Genomic DNA, 17,703 nt, shown 5'->3' with positions numbered 1-17,703 from the left:
AACGTCCTTTGCATGGATGATCAAGCGATGGCGGTCAGCGAGGCTCGATAAAACGGCAGGATCTTATCCCGTGTCAATGGCGCCAAAACGACATCGCCGTCGGTGGTCGGGTCGATCCAGATCACCTCTTCGATCTCCGCTGCCGGGGAAACGACGACGTTGATCGTCAGAAGAAAGAGGTCTGCCTGTACGACAAATCCCGGCTCGTTGGCGGCCGGCGCAGAAAACTGACCCAAGAAGGTCGCCTGCGCCGGATCGATCTGCAGATTCAGCTCTTCTTCCAGCTCACGGGCCAGGGCATGTACCGGCAGCTCATGCGCTTCAATCTTGCCGCCCGGTTGCATGAATGCAGTGGTACCGCGTTTTCGCACCAGCAGGGTGCGACCGTCCGACCCGATCAACAGGGCGGCGGCGATGCGGATAATGGAAGGAGTAGCACCGGAAAGCGTCGACATAAAAACGGCCCTTGTTTCGAAAAATGCAAAGGATCCCACGCAAACCCGCCATACGCCACACAACCCTGTAGGAGCTGCCGAAGGCTGCGATCTTTTGATCTTGATCCTGAAAAAAACAAGATCAAAAGATCGCAGCCTTCGGCAGCTCCTACAGGGGGAGTGACTCGCCCGGCCAATTCCACGATTGCCCCGTGCGTAGGTCTGGGCCAGTATGCGCAGCAGCATCCGGCCGGCCATTCAAGGTAAACCGATGACACTTTCCTTCGACGACATCACCTGGCATCGCGCTGTCGGGCAATTGATCGAGGCGCTGGACAAGCCGAATTTCTGGGCACAACTGGTGCGTCTGCTCGACCAGTACATGCCGTTCGATAGCTGGGTGGCGCTGCTGTTCAGTTCAGACCAGCACCCGCAAGTGTTCGCCGCCAGCCCCGGCGAAGAAGGCATTCCGGACGCCTTGTTTGAAGATTATCTGCGCGGGCTGTACTTGCTCGACCCGTTCTATATCGCCAGTCGCGAGCAATCACGTTCGGGACTGTTCCGCCTGTGGGAAGTGGCGCCCGAGCATTTCGAGCTGACCGAGTATTACCAGCGATACTTTCGTCTGAATGTCGTCGCCGACGAAATCCAGTTCAATTGTCAGCTTCAGGGCGAGCGCACGCTGTGCCTGTCGCTGGGCAGCAAACAGCGTTTCAGCAGCGAGCAGATTGCCTTGTTGTCGTTGATCCAGCCGTGGCTGCTCGCGCTGTTGCGCCAGCGTCTGCCCTATGAACTCAGGGAAAGCGTGACCCCAGCCTCCGCCGATTGGCGGCTGCAACTGGAAACCTCGGTGCAACAACTCAAGGGCGCGCAACTGACCGCCCGCGAACTGGATGTCGGGCGATTGATGCTCAGCGGTTGCTCCAGTAAAGAAATCGCCCGTAAGCTGGAAATCTCCGTAGAAACCGTGAAAGTCCATAAGAAACACATGTACAGCAAGCTGGGGATCAAATCCCAGTCCGAGCTGTTTTCGATTTTTCTTCAGGCCCAGAACGCCTGAAACAGCGCTGAAATGCTCTCCTGTGGGAATCGATTCCTGTGGTGAGGGGATTTATCCCCGATGGGTGGCGAAGCCGCCCCAAAGTCTATGCATGCGGTCTTTCTGTTAAACCGCAGTGAATGGTTTTGGGGCTGCTACGCAACCCGTCGGGGATAAATCCCCTCACCACAATAGATCCCACCAGCAGGCCCACCTGCTAGCCCGCCTGCTGCCACAGGGTTGCAACCCACTGAGTCCGAACCAGGGAAACCGTATGAGCCTGTCACTCCTGAGCCGCTACGCCTTCTTTGCCGTCTGCGTGATTTTCACCCTCGCCAGCCTGCCTTTCCTCGACCACGACTGGCTGTGGCCGATCACCGCCGTCACCGGCGTCCTCAGCCTGCTCGGTCTGTTCGACCTGCTGCAGACCCCGCACGCGGTGCGGCGCAACTACCCGATCCTCGGCAACATCCGCTACCTGGTCGAAGGCATCCGTCCGGAAATCCGCCAATACCTGCTGGAATCCGACAGCGACGCCCTGCCCTTCTCCCGCGCCCAGCGCTCGCTGGTCTACTCGCGAGCGAAAAACGAGACCGCCGACAAACCGTTCGGCACGCTGATCGACGTCTATCAAGCGGGTTTCGAATTCATCGGCCACTCGATGCGCCCGGCGCCGCTGAGCGACCCGAGCAGTTTCCGCGTCACCGTCGGCGGCCCGCAGTGCTCGCAGCCGTACTCGGCGTCGGTGTTCAACATTTCGGCGATGAGTTTCGGCTCACTCAGCGCCAACGCCATTCGCGCATTGAACCAAGGCGCCAAGCTCGGCAACTTCGCCCACGACACCGGCGAAGGCAGCATCAGCCCGTATCACCGCGAACACGGCGGTGACCTGACCTGGGAACTGGGCAGCGGCTACTTCGGTTGCCGCACCAGCGATGGCCGTTTCGACCCGGAACGCTTCGCCACCCAAGCGCAAAACCCACAAGTGCGGATGATCGAAATCAAGATGAGCCAAGGCGCCAAACCCGGCCACGGCGGCATCCTGCCCAAGCACAAAGTCACCAAAGAAATCGCTGAAACCCGCGGGATCATGATGGGCGAAGACTGCGTGTCGCCATCACGCCACAGCGCGTTTTCCACGCCGATCGAAATGATGCATTTCATCCAGCAACTGCGCGAACTGTCCGGCGGCAAACCGGTGGGCTTCAAGTTCTGCCTCGGCCATCCGTGGGAGTTCATGGGCATCGCCAAAGCCATGCTGGAAACCGGCATCCTCCCCGACTTCATCGTCGTCGACGGCAAGGAAGGCGGCACCGGCGCTGCACCCGTGGAATTCACCGACCACATCGGCGTGCCGATGCGCGAAGGCCTGCTGTTCGTCCACAACACCTTGGTCGGGCTGAACCTGCGCGACAAGATCAAACTCGGTGCCAGCGGCAAGATTGTCAGCGCTTTTGACATCGCCAGCGTGCTGGCCATCGGCGCCGACTGGGCCAACTCGGCGCGCGGTTTCATGTTCGCCATCGGCTGCATTCAGTCGCAAAGCTGCCACACCAACAAATGCCCGACCGGCGTCGCCACTCAGGACGCTTTGCGCCAACGCGCGCTAGTAGTTCCAGACAAGGCACAGCGTGTGTTCAATTTCCATCGCAGCACATTGAAGGCCTTGGCGGAAATGCTCGCGGCGGCGGGGCTTGAACATCCGTCGCAACTGTCGGCCAAGCATCTGGTGCGGCGCATGTCGGCGACCGAGATCAAGCTGTTCTCGCAGTTGCATGTGTTCCTGAAACCGGGAGAACTGCTCACCGGAGAGGTGAACGGCGAGTTCTATTCGCGGATGTGGCAAATGGCGCGGGCGGACAGTTTTGAGCCGAATGAACCCGCCGCGGCCTGAAACGTTTACCAGCGCAGCGACCTGATCCGCGGCGGCTCGTTCATGACGATGAAGCCGTAGTCGCCGATCAGGTAAATCCGGTAGTACTGGCTCTCCACCAGCGCCGGATATACCAAGTAACCGACGCGCGTGGCATTGCGCCGCTCGCGCTCGGCGACCACGTTGGTGATGCCGACGCTCGGCAGGTTTTCCGCGAGCAGGTAGTAGTCGACGTTCAGCAGATAAGGCAAAACCGGCAAGCGCTTGAACGAGCCGGCCGCGCCGATCAGCCAGTGCTCGGAATAGCTCACCGACAGGTAAATTCGCTTGGCTTCACGCAGTTCCCGGTGCGCGGCGATGTCGTTACTAAGGCTGTAGAGCGCATGGTTGGCGAAGGTTTTCTGCATCGTCAGCACGCGTCCGTAAGCAAAGGACAGCGACAGCGTTGCCAGCAGCGGGACGATCAGCAGTAAGGGTAATCGTCGGTGCTGCGACGCCAGGCCAAGATGGGCAAGGTAGAACAGCAACACCAGCAGTACGCCGAAGCCCATCAGCGTGCGCGCACCCTCATTGAAATCGCGGAAGATCAGGGTGATGCCGGGGATCAGCAGCATGAGGATTGGCAGGGTCAGCAGACTGATCAGCTTGAACACCAGAGCCTGTTTACGGTGCTGGAAAACCTGCGTGCTGATCCGCACAGCGCCGAACAATGCACACAGCACCATCCCGGCGAATACCCACGCGTAACCGCTGTGAAACAGCAACGCGACCTTGTCTGAAACCCGCCCGATATTGATGCCGATCTGCAGCAACGGATCGGCACTCCATTGCAGTAATTCGCCACGCCCGGACTCCATGAACGGGTACGCGGTGATGGCGTAAATCAGTATCCCCAGAACCAGTTGCGCGAGTTTGCAGCCGAGCATTTCCAGCACATCGGTTTGACGGACAATTGCCCGAACCAACTCTACTGCGCATAACCCGAGGAACACGTTGAGGCTGATCTGGTACAGCCCGATCGCCAGCGCCAGCAACGTCGCCGGGACCAGCCAGCGTTGCACTCGGGATGAGCCGTGAAAGGTAATGGCGTAAACCACCGCGACGAGGCTGAGCGCCATGCTCGGGCCGTCGTATTGGTAGGACAGATTCTGCAGCAGGAACGGGTTGTACCAGAGCGGCAACGCAACCAGGCAACTGGCCAGCGTCGGTTCAGGGAAGTAGTGAAAGGTCAGGCGAGTCAGGGCCAGGCTCATGGCCCCGGTGGCGATGATTAGCGGCAGCGGAAAGATGTCCGGCGCAGCGCCAGTGAAGGTCAGCGCCTGATACAACCAGTCAGCGAACAATCTCCCCTGCCCGGCCCAGGCATTGCCAGCCGCGAGAGCACGCCAGTTGTCGTCAATGTAGGGGAAGTCAGCGAGGATCAGCGGCAGTACATACAGCGAAGTCGCGAGCAAGAAGAACAGCACGACCTGACGGCGGCCGAGTTCTCGCACGAGAAAATCGCTGATTTTCATGGCCGCGCCTCTGGGTGGAGATAAAGCTTTGAACCTGCGCCGTGGTTTTGTATCGCCTTATCAGACCGGTGGTTACTTGGGTCCCGGCAGGATTTGGATAGGCGTCCCTCTGGTGACTGCTTTACCAGTAGTGACCAATTTCCATGTGATGACTGCTGCTTTACCCGTGGCGAGGGGATTTATCGCCGATGGGTTGCGAAGCAGCCCCAAGACCATTCACCGCCGACCGCATGCACAGGTTTTACGACTGCTGCGCAGCCGATCGGGGATAAATCCCCTCGCCACAGGTTCATACGATCCTTAAGAACAGCGCCCACAAAAAAGCCCCGAACTCTAGACCGGGGCTTTGTCGTTACAGCGCTTACGACTTACGAAGCCGAACGCGCCGCACCTTGCGACACTTGTGTCGGTTGCAGCTTGAACACATAGAACAACACCGTCAGCAGCACCAGGAATGCTGGCCCGACATACAGCGCCACGCGCGTGTCCGGGAAGTACGCCATCAGGCCGACCACCAGCACCAGAAATGCCAGCGCAAAGTACGAGCTGACCGGGTACAGCCACATCTTGTATTTGAGGCCGGCACGTTCACTGGCGCTCAGGCCTTTGCGGAATTTCAGCTGGGCCAGCAGGATCATCACCCAGGTCCAGATCGCGCCGAAGGTCGCAATCGAAGTCACCCAGACGAAGACTTTTTCCGGCACCAGATAGTTGAGCATTACGCCCAGGAGCAATACCGCGATCGACAGCAGTAGCGCACGACGCGGCACACCGTTGTTCGAGGTTTTGGCGAAACCAGCCGGCGCCTGACCGTTCTGCGCCAGGCTGTAAAGCATGCGCCCGGTGCTGAAGATGCCACCATTGCACGACGACAGTGCGGCGGTGATCACCACGAAGTTAATGATACCGGCGGCGGTCTTGATGCCCAGACGCTCGAAGGTCATCACGAAGGGGCTGCCTTGCGTGCCGATTTCATTCCACGGGTAGATCGACAGGATCACGAACAACGCACCGACGTAGAACAGCAGAATCCGCCAGAACACCGAGCCGATCGCATCGGGAATGGTCTTCTGCGGGTTCTTCGCTTCACCGGCGGTCAGGCCGATCATTTCGACGCCGAGGTAGGCGAACATGACCATTTGCAGCGACATCAATACGCCGGTCACGCCATTCGGCATGAAGCCGCCGTGCGCCCACAGGTTTGAAATGCCCAGCGCCACGCCGTCATTGCCGAAACCGAAGGCGATGATGCCAACGCCGCCGATGACCATGGCAATGATCGTGACGATCTTGATCAGGGCGAACCAGAATTCGAACTCACCGAAGGCTTTCACCGCGATCAGGTTGATCGAGCCCATGCTGATCAGCGCCGCCAAGGCCCAGATCCAGCGCGGCACATCGGGAAACCAGATGCCCATGTACACCGCCACCGCGGTGATTTCCGCAACGCAGGTCACCAGCCACAGGAACCAGTAGTTCCAGCCAGTGAGAAAACCCGCCAACGGGCCGAGGTAGTCTTGTGCGTAGCGGCTGAACGAGCCGGCGACCGGGTTGTGCACAGCCATTTCGCCGAGGGCGCGCATGATCACCAGGATCGCCAGGCCGCCAAGAATGTAGGAAATCATGATCGCCGGGCCGGCCATTTCGATGGCCTTGGCCGAACCTAAAAACAGACCGACGCCGATACAGGCACCGAGCGCCATCAGGCGAATGTGCCGTTCGCCGAGTTCGCGTTTGAGCGGACCGCCCTGAGCGGTGTCGCCGTGAGGCAGGTGATTGCCAACTGGCATGGGGGTGCAACCTCGTCTTGTTATTGGATATGACCACCGAGTGTCGCAGCGTCGGCCGGTAAGCCTTGGCTGCCCTGAAACCGCGCCGGCCTCGTGGGCAAACGCGTCTTGTAGGACAAAACCTGCAAGATCAGCGGGGCGTGCAGTATAAAAAGCCTTGGGCAGGGCTTTTCACTCTATAAACCACAACATTCAGCGACAACTCTCGGCATAAGCCCGGTTTGCGGAGAGGCATCCCCTGTGTTTCGTAGGAATTTTCGCCACCGAAAAAGGCGGCGAGTATTGCACAGCATTGGTGCACCGTCATGCCCCTGCCTTAGTGCAATTGATCCCGCGAAGGCTCTAGCTCAGAACTCTGTGGCTCACATTGCCCTGTGGTGAGGGGATTTATCCCCGATGGCCTGCGCAGCAGGCCCAAACCTGCCAATGAGATATATCTGGAGAAATCAGGTGCCTGCTTTGGGGGCGCTTCGCACCCCATCGGGGATAAATCCCCTCACCACAAATACTTCGCTGGATTCAGAAATTTCGCACAACAGTTACAGATTCAGAATTTCCCACCCGGAACTAGCCTTGAGGGTTCGACAAACCAACACAAGGAAGTGAAGTGCCTAACTATCCAAATTCATACCGCCTACGACAAGGCAGATTCTCCGAACCCGGCCGCGCCTACTTCATCACCTCAGTGATTCACCAGCGCCAACCCGTCTTCGCCGATTGGCAAACAGGCCGATTACTGGTGGCAGAGCTTCGCAAGGCACATGACCAAGGCTGCGTAGAGTCCATTGCTTGGGTGGTGATGCCTGACCATTTCCATTGGCTGGTGCAGTTACAAAACGGCACGCTTGCCGAGGTCATTGGTGCAATAAAAGCGCGCTGCACTCGGGCCGTTAATCACAAGACCGGACGCGAAGGGGCGTTGTGGCAGAGCGGCTTTCACGACCGTGCGATTCGTGATGATGAGGATTTGCTGCCGTTCGCCCGGTACATCGTGGCGAATCCATTGCGGGCCGGTCTGGTCAAGAAGATAGGTGACTACCCGCTCCGGGATGCCTGCTGGCTGTAACCCCCCCTTTCAATTGTTCACATTACCTGTGGTGAGGGGATTTATCCCCGATGGACTGCGCAGCAGGCCCGCTTTTCGTGGGGAAAAACAGGGGCGCTTCGCGCCCCATCGGGGATAAATCCCCTCGCCACAAAAACCCCTCTACTAAATGGATTCCTTACTACGGATGAATGAGTTGCCCCTCATTCCAGATTTATTCAGCAACTCCCCACCCCCAACCCATCACAATTTTTTCACCACTGCCAACCACCGTCTAAGCTTCAAACAAGTCCGATCAATCTGCGTGAATGGATCAATCGACTATGGGCGCTTTGTGGCAAACCGATTCGAGTAAAACCGTGGTTCCGACTGAGAGTGTGGATCAAGCGCCTGTCCCCAAAAAACCACGCCGTCCCCGGCATGGCTGGAAGGCTTTCTGGTTGCTGCTGCTGATTATTGCCATCGTGGTTGGCATGGGGGCGGCCAAGGAGATGCGCACCTCGCGTTTCCAGTCCACTGAGGTCAGCAAATACGCCGCATCGCTGACTTACACACTGGAGCCCGGGCCCAGTGAAGCGATTCACTACCCCGGTAATGGGCCATTCGATTTGCGCCTGGGTTACAGCTCCCTCGATGAATTCCTGCCGCGCCTGCTCAAACGCAATTATGTGATCACCGAGCAGACCCGCTTCTCCCCCGCCCTGCTCAGCTACACCGACAAAGGCCTGTTCGTGCCCTACTCGGAAAAGATCCAGGCCGGCCTGACCATCACCGATTGCCGCGCCGCGCCTCTGTATAAATACAACTACCCCCAGCAACTCTATTCCAACTTCGCGGCGATTCCGCCCGTGGTGGTCAACAGCCTGCTGTTCATCGAAAACCGCTTTCTGCTCGACCCCAAACAGCCCCGCGCCAACCCGGCCGTGGACTGGCCGCGATTCGGCATGGCGGCGTGGTCGCAAGTGGCGAAACTGCTGCACTTGCCCGGTCAGTCGGCAGGCGGCAGTACCTTGGCGACGCAACTGGAAAAGTATCGGCACTCGCCGGATGGCCTGACCGTATCGGGCGCGGAGAAGATCCGCCAGATGGTTTCCGCCAGCGTGCGCGCTTATCAGGCCGGACCTGAAACACTGACTTCGCGGCAGAACATCGTCCGCGATTACCTCAACAGTGTGCCGCTGTCGGCAGTCCCGGGGCACGGCGAAGTACACGGTATGGCTGAAGGCTTGCGCGTCTGGTACGGCAGTGATTTCAACAAGGCCAACGAACAACTGAACAGCCCGGCCACCGACCCGAAAACCATGGCCGACAAAGGTCTGGCTCTGCGCGAAATGCTCTCGCTGATGATCGCCCAGCGCCGCCCTTCGCATTACCTGACCAAGGGCCGCGAAGAACTCGCCGACCTCACCGACAGCCACCTGCGCCTGCTCAAGCAGAACGGCGTCATCGACAACGCGCTGGCCGATGCCGCACTCGCCAGCAAGGTCACGTATCGCGACTGGCAAACCCAGCCAACCATCCAGCCGATTGAAACCAACAAAGGCATCAGCGTCGCCCGCAGTCGTTTGGCGAGCATGCTCAACCGGCCGCTGTATGACCTTGATCGTCTCGACCTATCGGCCACCAGCACCCTGCAAGGCGACCTGCAAATGCAGGCCACCGAGTACCTGAAAAAACTCGCCGACCCGGCCTTCGCCGCTGAAATCGGCCTGATGGGCGAACGACTGCTGACGCCCACCAGCACCACGCAAGTGCGCTACAGCTTCACCCTGTTCGAGTTGACCCCGGACGGCTCGCGCGTACGCATCCAGACCGACAGCACCGATCAGCCGTTCGACATCAATGAAGGCAGCAAACTCGAACTCGGCTCGACGGCGAAAATGCGCGTGCTGACGACTTACCTGCAAATCATCGCCGAACTGCACGACAAATACGCCGGCATGTCTGTACCGGAACTGAAGAAAGTCGACGTGCCGGATCAGGATCGCCTGAGCCAGTGGGTCATCGATTATCTGGTGCAAAACAAGGATCGCGATCTGTCGAAAATGCTCGGCGCCGCGCTCGACCGCAAATACTCGGCAAGCCCCGGCGAAGCGTTTTTCACCGGTGGCGGTCTGCATGTGTTCCATAACTTTCGCAAGGAAGACAACGGCCGCATGCCGACCCTGCGCGATGCCCTGCGGGAGTCGATCAACCTGCCGTTCATTCGCCTGATGCGCGATGTGGTGCGCTACGTCACCTACTCCGGCCCCAACAGCAGCGCCGAACTGCTCAAGGATGACCGCGACCCCCGGCGTCAGGAATACCTGGCCAATTTCGCCGACCGCGAAGGCACGTCGTTCCTGCTCAAGTTCTGGAAAAAGTACAAAAACAAAGACACTCCAGCGCGCCTCGACACCTTCCTCGACAGCATGCGCCCGACCCCGATCCGCATGGCGGCGGTGCATCGTTATCTGTTGCCGGACGCGAGCCAGGAAGACTTCAACACCTTTGTGCGTGCGCACCTCAAAGGCGCCAAGCTCAACGAAAAACTCACCGATGATCGCTTGATCCGTCTCTACGATTCCTATGGCCCGGGCAGCTATGATTTGCCCGATCAGGGCTTCATCGCCAAGGTTCACCCGTTGGATTTGTGGATGATGGGCTACCTGCTGCATAACCCGGACGCGACGTTCAGCCAAATCGTCAAAGCCAGCCACTTCGAGCGTCAGGAAGTCTATAGCTGGCTGTTCAAGAGCAAACACAAAGGCGCGCGCGACAGCCGCATTCGCACCATGCTCGAAATCGAAGCGTTCCTTGAAATTCACCAGCGCTGGCAGAAAGTCGGCTACCCGTTCGATCACTTGGTGCCATCGCTGGCGACGGCGATCGGCAGCTCCGGCGACCGCCCTGCGGCACTGGCCGAGTTGATCGGCACCATCCTTAACGATGGCGTGCGCATGCCGACCCTGCGCATCGACAGCCTGCACTTTGCCGCCGGCACACCGTACGAAACCCGCGTGACCAACGATCCGCATGTCGGCAAACGGGTGATGCCATCCGAAGTCGCCACGGCCATGCGCGAGGCGCTCTCGCAAGTGGTCGACTCCGGCACCGCCAAGCGTGTTTCCGGCAGCTTCAAAACCGCCGACGGCACACCGCTGGTCATGGGCGGCAAGACCGGCACCGGTGATAACCGCATCGAAGCCATAGGCTCGGGAGGGCGGATTCTCAGTTCGAAATCGATCAACCGCACGGCGACCTTCGTGTTCTACATCGGCGATCATCACTTCGGCACGCTGACGGCATTCGTGCCGGGGCGCTCGGCGGAGAACTTCAAGTTCACCTCGGCGCTGCCCGTGCAGGTGCTCAAAGGCATGGCACCGATTCTGTCGCCGTACCTGCAACCTGATTCGCACACCCGGTGCGAGACGCCCGCCGTCGCCCAGCGCAATTGAAATCAGCGGTAAAACCCGCCTCCAAGTGAACGCAACTGTGGCGAGGGAGCTTGCTCCCTCGCCAGAAAAGTCTGTGTGCACACAAGCCGATACACAAGCGATAACTATGTACCGCACACCCGGCCAGACAGCCGCGCAAACTGAAATCCTTTCGACGCCAAAAGGATTTTGCGCATGTCTGACTCCCGTGCTCGGGGCATCCACTTCGAGACCTTGAAAAAGGCCATCCCCCCCGTACTGATCAAGGCCTCGGCGACACGCCGCGCCGAGCTGCGCGAGACCCGGCCGGTGTTGCCGGCCTGGTTCACCAAGGCGTCCTCAGACCAACAACAGACACTCAGGGACGCCACCGAAGCCCTGCACCTGCGCCAGAACCAACGGGACGCCCTGTTCGACAAAATCCAGAGCATCGACAGCTTTGCGAAAAAACTGCTGGAACCTGAACTGCAGAAACTTGACCCCAGTTTCGATGCCGACAACACCTGGCTGCGCTTGTACGCACCAAAAAGCCTGGGCATTTTCGGTCTGAAAAGTGAAGCGCTGACGGTTAAAACCCTCTCGCTGTTGCAAGCGGCGTTGCACAACTTCGAATATGACGAAACCCGACCGGGGTTCTATGACACGAGTTCGTGTTTTATCAGCCGCCCCGATGTTAATGGCCATTTCGAACCGATCGCGACCCCGGTCAGCGTCGACGTATTCGCGCGCCTGTGCCGGCGTCTGAACATCGGCGAGCACTATCAGCGCTACCTGACAGACTTCCTGCGCCCGCCGAACAATCGCCTCGTCGAAAACCTGCTGCGGCAGATCAACGGCGCGTACTGCAAGCAATCCCTGCAGACAGCAGCCTGTCTGGCGCTGATCAAAAAAGACATCGGCCAGGCCGAATACAATCAGCTGATGAAAGTCGTCAAAGGCGACAGCGTCATCATGGACGGCAAGAAACAACTTCGCTTTTGCGGCTTAAGCATCATGGGATTGCGCCTGACCGATTGCGTGTTGTTCATTCCGTGCGAGTTACATCGCTACAGCACCGGGTCGATAATCGCCTGGATCCCCGGTGACCCCGAACATCCGGTCAAACGCTACGCCAGCTTCGAGGCGTTCCAACAGGAACTGACCCGCCAACTGAGCGCCCGCGCCAGCAACATTGGCACCGATGCCGGCTCGCCAACGTCCTATCAACTGTTCTTCAGCCGTTTCGTTGCGCAGAAGGACAGGTCGTATTACTTCAGACGCTTCAACGAGACTGTCAGCGATGGCCCGCCACGGTCTTTTGTCGAGAAGTGGCGCCATCACGAGCTGGTGCAACTGGGCGAACGACTGATACTCCACGCAGACATCCCACCACCGCGCGAATTCGGAGTTCGTCAGGATCCGCTGGAGGCGCCGAATTTCCACATCACCGACTGCACCTTGCCGGGCAAAGGCCCTTGGGAGGACTTCGAACTGTGGCCGGTGTTGCATGAAACAACCCTCGATCAAATGATCAGCGACGCCAGAGTCATCGCCGTGCCCAACGCCGACGAGGACGCCAAGGCACGTTCCGAACGCTGGGCCAATTATCTGAATATCGGCTTTGTCGCCCTCGGCGCCTTTGCGCTGGTGGTGCCCGGACTGGGCGAACTGATGCTGGTGGTGACGGCAGGTCAATTGCTTTACGAGGTGTTGGAAGGTGCGGTGGAACTGAGCGAAGGTGACCGGCAAGCAGGCTGGGCCCACCTCACCGACGTCATCGAAAATCTCGCGGCTGGCATTGCGCTGGCGCCGGTTTTTCACTTCACCGTTTCACCCTTCATCGAAAGCCTGAAAGCAGTGCGCCTGCCAAGCGCAAAGACTCGCCTGTGGAAACCTGATCTGGTGCCGTACCGATTCAAAGGCAAGCTGCCGCCCGAGCTCGCGCGGGGTGAGCACGGGCTGTACGCGCACGAAGGCAAATCCCTGCTGCGGGTCGGCGAACATCATTACCAACTGTCGAAACAGGCGACGACCGATGCACTGGTCGTGCGCCACGCCACGCGCCCGGATGCTTTTGAAGTTCCGGTTCGGCACAACGGTTCCGGCAGTTTTGTACTCGAAGGAGAAACGCCTCGAAGCTGGGATGACACTACGTTGATGCGCCGGCTGGGCCATTCGGTCGAAGCGTTTACCGATCCGCAGGAGCTTGAGCTGATTCGACAGACCAGCTGCACGTCGCCCGACGTGTTGCGCCGCATGTACCACGAGAATGCGCCCATACCGCCGTTGCTGGCCGACACCGTGCAGCGCTTCAATATCAAGCGCGATGTGCAGGCCTTCGTCGACAACGTCAGCAGCGATGATCCGGTCAGGCAGGCCCGGGCCAGACGTGATCCGGCCAGCCAGCTGCAAATCGTCGAAGCTCAAGGATTGTGGCCTGCCGACGTCCCCCTGCGGGTCAGCAACAATCGCGGCGAGACACTCTGGCAATCCGCAGCGGCCAGGTCAGCTCAAGGCCGAAAACTGGTGGTTCAGTTGAGTGATCAACAACTCAACGCAGGGCAGGGTTTGAATACAGTCTTGCAAACGCTGGAGGCGAATGGCGCACCGATTGCCCTCGACGTAGCGCCCGCCGAGCTTGAAGCGCATCTGCAGACACGCATTGCCGACAGCGCAAAAAGTCTGCGTCGGCAATTATTCGAGCAGCGTTACCAACCTCAGGTACAAACGTTCAACCCGGCGCGAACAGTGTTGACCGAGGCATTCCCGGCGCTGCCGGCGCCGCTCGCCGACACCTTGCTGGGCAACGCCACGCCAGCCGAACTCAACCTGATGAAGCAGCAACAACGCTTGCCATTGCGCCTTAAGCAACTGGGCAACGAATTGCAATTTGAAACCCGCAGCACTCATGCCTGGCAAGGTTTTCATCATGACTGGCTGGCGACCGCCGACACTGAACGCCTGGCCCTCAATGCCCTGCGTATCCACAGCGATGCGCTGGCCCGACTGCGCATTGAAGTGCGCCAGCAATCGCTGGATGGCGAGCTGATTTGCAGCGTTGGCTCCGCTGACGCCACGACAGTAAACACACTGATCAAGGACGCCGATTCTCGCTACACCGCGCATGACGCTCAAGGCCAGCATCTGCAAGACCGGCCGGGCGATCTGTTTCAAGCAATCCTCAACGCCCTGCCCGCTGATCAGCGCCAGACACTGGGTTATCGCCTCGATGACGCCGCCGGTTTCAAACACTGGATTCTGGCGAAAACCGAGCCGGCGAGCGTACGTCGCACGTTGCTCGCCGAACCACCGATCAGTGACCGCGTAGCGACTGAAACCACTATTTTGCTCGGTGGTCCCGGTTACTCCAGAGCCGGGCAAACCCTGCTCGACCGTATTCAGGACATTTACCCGCACCTCAATGAAACCGAAGTGCAAGGTTTTGCCCAAGCGCTAAGCACCCAGGGCGATGCCGAGTCTGGCATCCGGCGTATCGAAAACGACCTCGACACATTGCGCATCGCCCTCGACACCTGGCGCTTCGAGGAAGTGATCAACTGGCACTCCGGCAATGGTGGCACGCATAACCTGACGTTTATGCTCGACGGCGGCCTGCATCTGTCCGAAAGACTGATGGCCTGTTTTGAACGTAAAGCCACGGTGTTTGGCGAACGCAGCGTCGCACCGCATGCCGGTTATACGCTGGATCTTTCCTCTGAAATGCGTCGCTACAATCTTGAGCACTGGTGGAAAAAACTACCGGACATCAAGCCTTATCTCGATCAGATCACTACCCTCTCCCTCGACAACGTGCCGCTCGCCACCGACGGATCGGGACTGCTCAAGGACTTTCATCACCTGCGTCAATTGAGCGCCAGAAACTGCGAGTTGAAGCAACTGCCGAAAGACATCGGCCGCATGCGTCAACTGGAAACCTTGCGCCTCTCGGGCAACCAGATTCAGTTGACGCCGCAAACCGTGGAGGAACTGAAGAACCTCACGCGCCTGCAAACCCTGCGTCTGGATCTGAACCCCTTGGGCCTGGCTCCCAATGTCAGCCGAATGCCGCGTCTGGGTATCCTGACGCTGAACGAAACCGGGCTGACCACCTGGCCTGAGGGCCTGTTTGAAAAGCACCGGCCACGACAGTTTTTCCTCGACATGCTGGGCAATCCGATCGAGGAAGTTCCGCGTGTCGTACCGGGTTCCAACAACGCCTTCATCATCGCGCGCACCCGCCTGATTGCCAGTGAGTTGTCTGACGTCAATCGTGTTCTCTACGAGAAATATCGCACTTCCGTCGGCCTTATCCCCGAACATGTCACGTCGACAACCACCACCGAAATGATCAGACGCTGGCCTTTGAAGACCGATGCGTTATTCAACCGTATGCCGGGAATCGGCATTTATCGCCCGGAAGCGTGGCCCGATCTGGCCTCCGAACCGAACTCGCGGGGCTTCTTCAAAATCATCGATGACCTGACCCAATCGGCGGATTATCGCAGCGGCGGCTCGGCACGGGAGCAATTGAGCGAGCGTGTCTGGCGAATGATCCATGCGATCGATATCGACAAAAACCTGCGTCAGGATCTGTTCGAGATGGCCATCGCGCCAGTCAATTGCCGGGATGCCGGGGCACAGGTGTTCAATCAGATGGGCATCAAGGTGCTGGCGGCCGAAGCCCGGTTGTCTTCGACCTCAAGAGCCATGCTCGAACAAAAACTGGTGACATTGGCCCGAGGCGCTGCGCGACTGGATTACGTCAATGATGTCGCCCAAGCGGACATCCAGAGCCGTGGCGGTAATCCCGACGTGGTCGAGGTGTACCTGGCCTATCAGACGGGACTGGCGCAGCGCCTCGATCTGCCGTGGCAGTCGCAGAACATGCTGTTTCGCATCACTGCAGGTGTCGATCAGGCGAAAATCGACCTGGCATTCGAAACGGTCAACGCGATGGAGGCTGGCGACGGCCTGATCAACCGCATGCTCGAACAGCCGTTCTGGACCGACTATCTGCGCGAGGCTCATCCCGACAGTTACTACGCCAACAAGGCCCGCTTCGAGGAGCGGTCATCACAGCTCGACGACTTGCGTACGGCACAAGCCGACTGGGCAGGCTCCAACGATCCTTACCAGCAAAAAGCGGCTTTGCGCGACAAGCTCAAGGATCTCGCACGAATACTGGGCGTCCCCAAAGAGCAAGTGCTGACCGGGCAACCCATGCCGGATTCTGTATACGAACATCTGATCAATGATCTGGGCGATCAGGAGCAGCAGCTCAGCCGCCAGCAAACCCGCGATGCGTTGGAAAAACTCGCACTGCCCCCCGGTTAACCGACCTCGGAATCCCAGATGACCGTGACGTTGCCTTTGTACGTTGCCGCGCCGCCGGACAACATGTGTTCGACATCCGCCTGCTCGACCGCGAAGTGCAACGTGCCCGGTTTGCGGTCAACGTAAACGCCCGGCTGGAACAGTTCGGTACCTGTGCCGCTGACCCGCAACGGTTGGCGGATTACTGCGCCGCCAGCTGCCGATGTCAGACCAGCGGGTAACGTCACTGCAACCTGCAACGGTACGGAACGACCTCCTCGCGCCTCCAGACCACAGGTATCGCCCACCGCGAACTCGCACGTCATCTGCATTTTGAAACGGGAGCTTGTCGAGATATTAAAGGTCTGGTCACGGAACAAACGCGTCGGCTTACGTCCTTGATTCAGCCAGGCCTGCCAGCCGCCCAGAGGCACCAATTCGACACGAGTGCCACCCGGTGGAATATCGACTTTGAGGGTGTGCTGCACCTCCAGCTCAAAGTTCAAGGTCAATGCGGAATCGGTTGGCAACATGATGTCGCCGAAATCGAAATCCGCTCCGGGGCCTAGTGTGTAGGTCAGAGTACCCATGTATTTACCCGAGGACATCTCCAGCGGGCTGGGGGTTTCCAGTTCATAGGCGAAATCAAGGTAGTCATAACGCAACCAGGGGATGTCGAACTTCGCTTGTCGTGAACAGACGCCCTCAGTGGGCGTCTTCCAGAAAAAACCATAACCGTTTTCCCAGATCACACCGACACCGCTATACGTGCAAGGAGGCGGTGTATTGACCCAAGTTCCATCCCACAACGCCCAGTGTGCATCCCGATAGTCTGGACGAGGGCCCACAAGTTTCATGATGTTTTCAGTCAGATACTTTGAGCCGAGCCCGGCAATCCGTACTTTCAGCGTTTTCGTTTCAGCCGTGCCCTGATGTGTCACCGTCAGATCGCGCCACTGGGTCGGGACTTTGAACATGGCACCCTGACGAATCGATGGATGATTCGCCACAATCGGGCCGGCAGAATAGAAGCGGATCGGCACCTGCAAACTGAACATTTCATTGTCTTTGCATTGCTGGGCATAACCCGCGCAATAACCGCTGGACGGTGTGTCATTGATGAATTTATTGCGTTGCGGATAGGCCGAATCCGGCTTGAAAGATGCGTTGATCGAAACCTGTTCGGCTGTCGCCGATGATAACCACACGAAAACCAAAGCGAGCGAGAACGCACCTCGCAGGAGTACTCGAAAAAAAATCATCCATTGAACCTCGTGCAAGCCGCCAACCATTTCCCTGA

9 protein-coding genes are annotated in these 17,703 nt (G+C 58.8%); 5 read left to right on the top strand and 4 right to left on the bottom strand.

Annotation, left to right across the window (positions count from 1 at the left end):
* Window positions 1-20: 20 nt before the first annotated feature.
* The gene (locus ACZZ0B_RS02865) at window positions 21-455 is read right to left on the bottom strand and encodes an NUDIX hydrolase (protein ID WP_440094513.1); all 435 of its coding nucleotides are present in this window, start codon (window positions 453-455) and stop codon (window positions 21-23) included.
* 250 nt (window positions 456-705) lie between these two features.
* On the opposite strand from ACZZ0B_RS02865, the gene ACZZ0B_RS02860 reads away from it, so the two are divergent.
* On the top strand, window positions 706-1,494 hold the full coding sequence (locus ACZZ0B_RS02860; protein WP_463544334.1) for a helix-turn-helix transcriptional regulator: 789 nt from the start codon (window positions 706-708) through the stop codon (window positions 1,492-1,494).
* Between the two features lie 253 nt (window positions 1,495-1,747).
* Window positions 1,748-3,367: an FMN-binding glutamate synthase family protein gene (locus tag ACZZ0B_RS02855; RefSeq protein WP_008083066.1), complete on the top strand. Its 1,620-nt coding sequence runs from the start codon at window positions 1,748-1,750 to the stop codon at window positions 3,365-3,367.
* Window positions 3,368-3,372: 5 nt separating this feature from the next.
* On the opposite strand, the gene ACZZ0B_RS02850 is transcribed toward ACZZ0B_RS02855, so the two are convergent.
* Window positions 3,373-4,860 (bottom strand): glucosyltransferase domain-containing protein, encoded by a 1,488-nt coding sequence (locus ACZZ0B_RS02850; protein ID WP_463544333.1) that lies wholly within the window; start codon window positions 4,858-4,860, stop codon window positions 3,373-3,375.
* A gap of 368 nt (window positions 4,861-5,228) precedes the next feature.
* Complete coding sequence (locus ACZZ0B_RS02845; RefSeq protein WP_008083055.1) at window positions 5,229-6,650, bottom strand: amino acid permease; 1,422 nt, start codon at window positions 6,648-6,650, stop codon at window positions 5,229-5,231.
* Window positions 6,651-7,257: 607 nt separating this feature from the next.
* Here ACZZ0B_RS02845 and ACZZ0B_RS02840 point away from each other — a divergent pair.
* From ACZZ0B_RS02840 to ACZZ0B_RS02830, 3 genes are all read left to right on the top strand, one after another.
* A complete protein-coding gene (locus ACZZ0B_RS02840) occupies window positions 7,258-7,716 on the top strand; it encodes an REP-associated tyrosine transposase (RefSeq protein ID WP_463544332.1) in 459 nt (152 codons plus the stop codon).
* A 302-nt stretch (window positions 7,717-8,018) separates the two neighbouring features.
* Window positions 8,019-11,132: a transglycosylase domain-containing protein gene (locus ACZZ0B_RS02835; RefSeq protein WP_463544331.1), complete on the top strand. Its 3,114-nt coding sequence runs from the start codon at window positions 8,019-8,021 to the stop codon at window positions 11,130-11,132.
* Between the two features lie 174 nt (window positions 11,133-11,306).
* Entirely contained in the window at window positions 11,307-16,424 is a 5,118-nt protein-coding gene (locus tag ACZZ0B_RS02830) for an NEL-type E3 ubiquitin ligase domain-containing protein (protein WP_463544330.1), read from the top strand.
* Here the strand turns inward: ACZZ0B_RS02830 and ACZZ0B_RS02825 are convergent.
* Entirely contained in the window at window positions 16,421-17,665 is a 1,245-nt protein-coding gene (locus ACZZ0B_RS02825; protein ID WP_463546904.1) for a hypothetical protein, read from the bottom strand. The genes ACZZ0B_RS02830 and ACZZ0B_RS02825 overlap by 4 nt on opposite strands.
* Between the last annotated feature and the right edge of the window lie 38 nt (window positions 17,666-17,703).

It is taken from the genome of Pseudomonas sp. AC247, from assembly GCF_979258015.1.
This window is presented reverse-complemented; position numbering and strand designations above follow the sequence as displayed.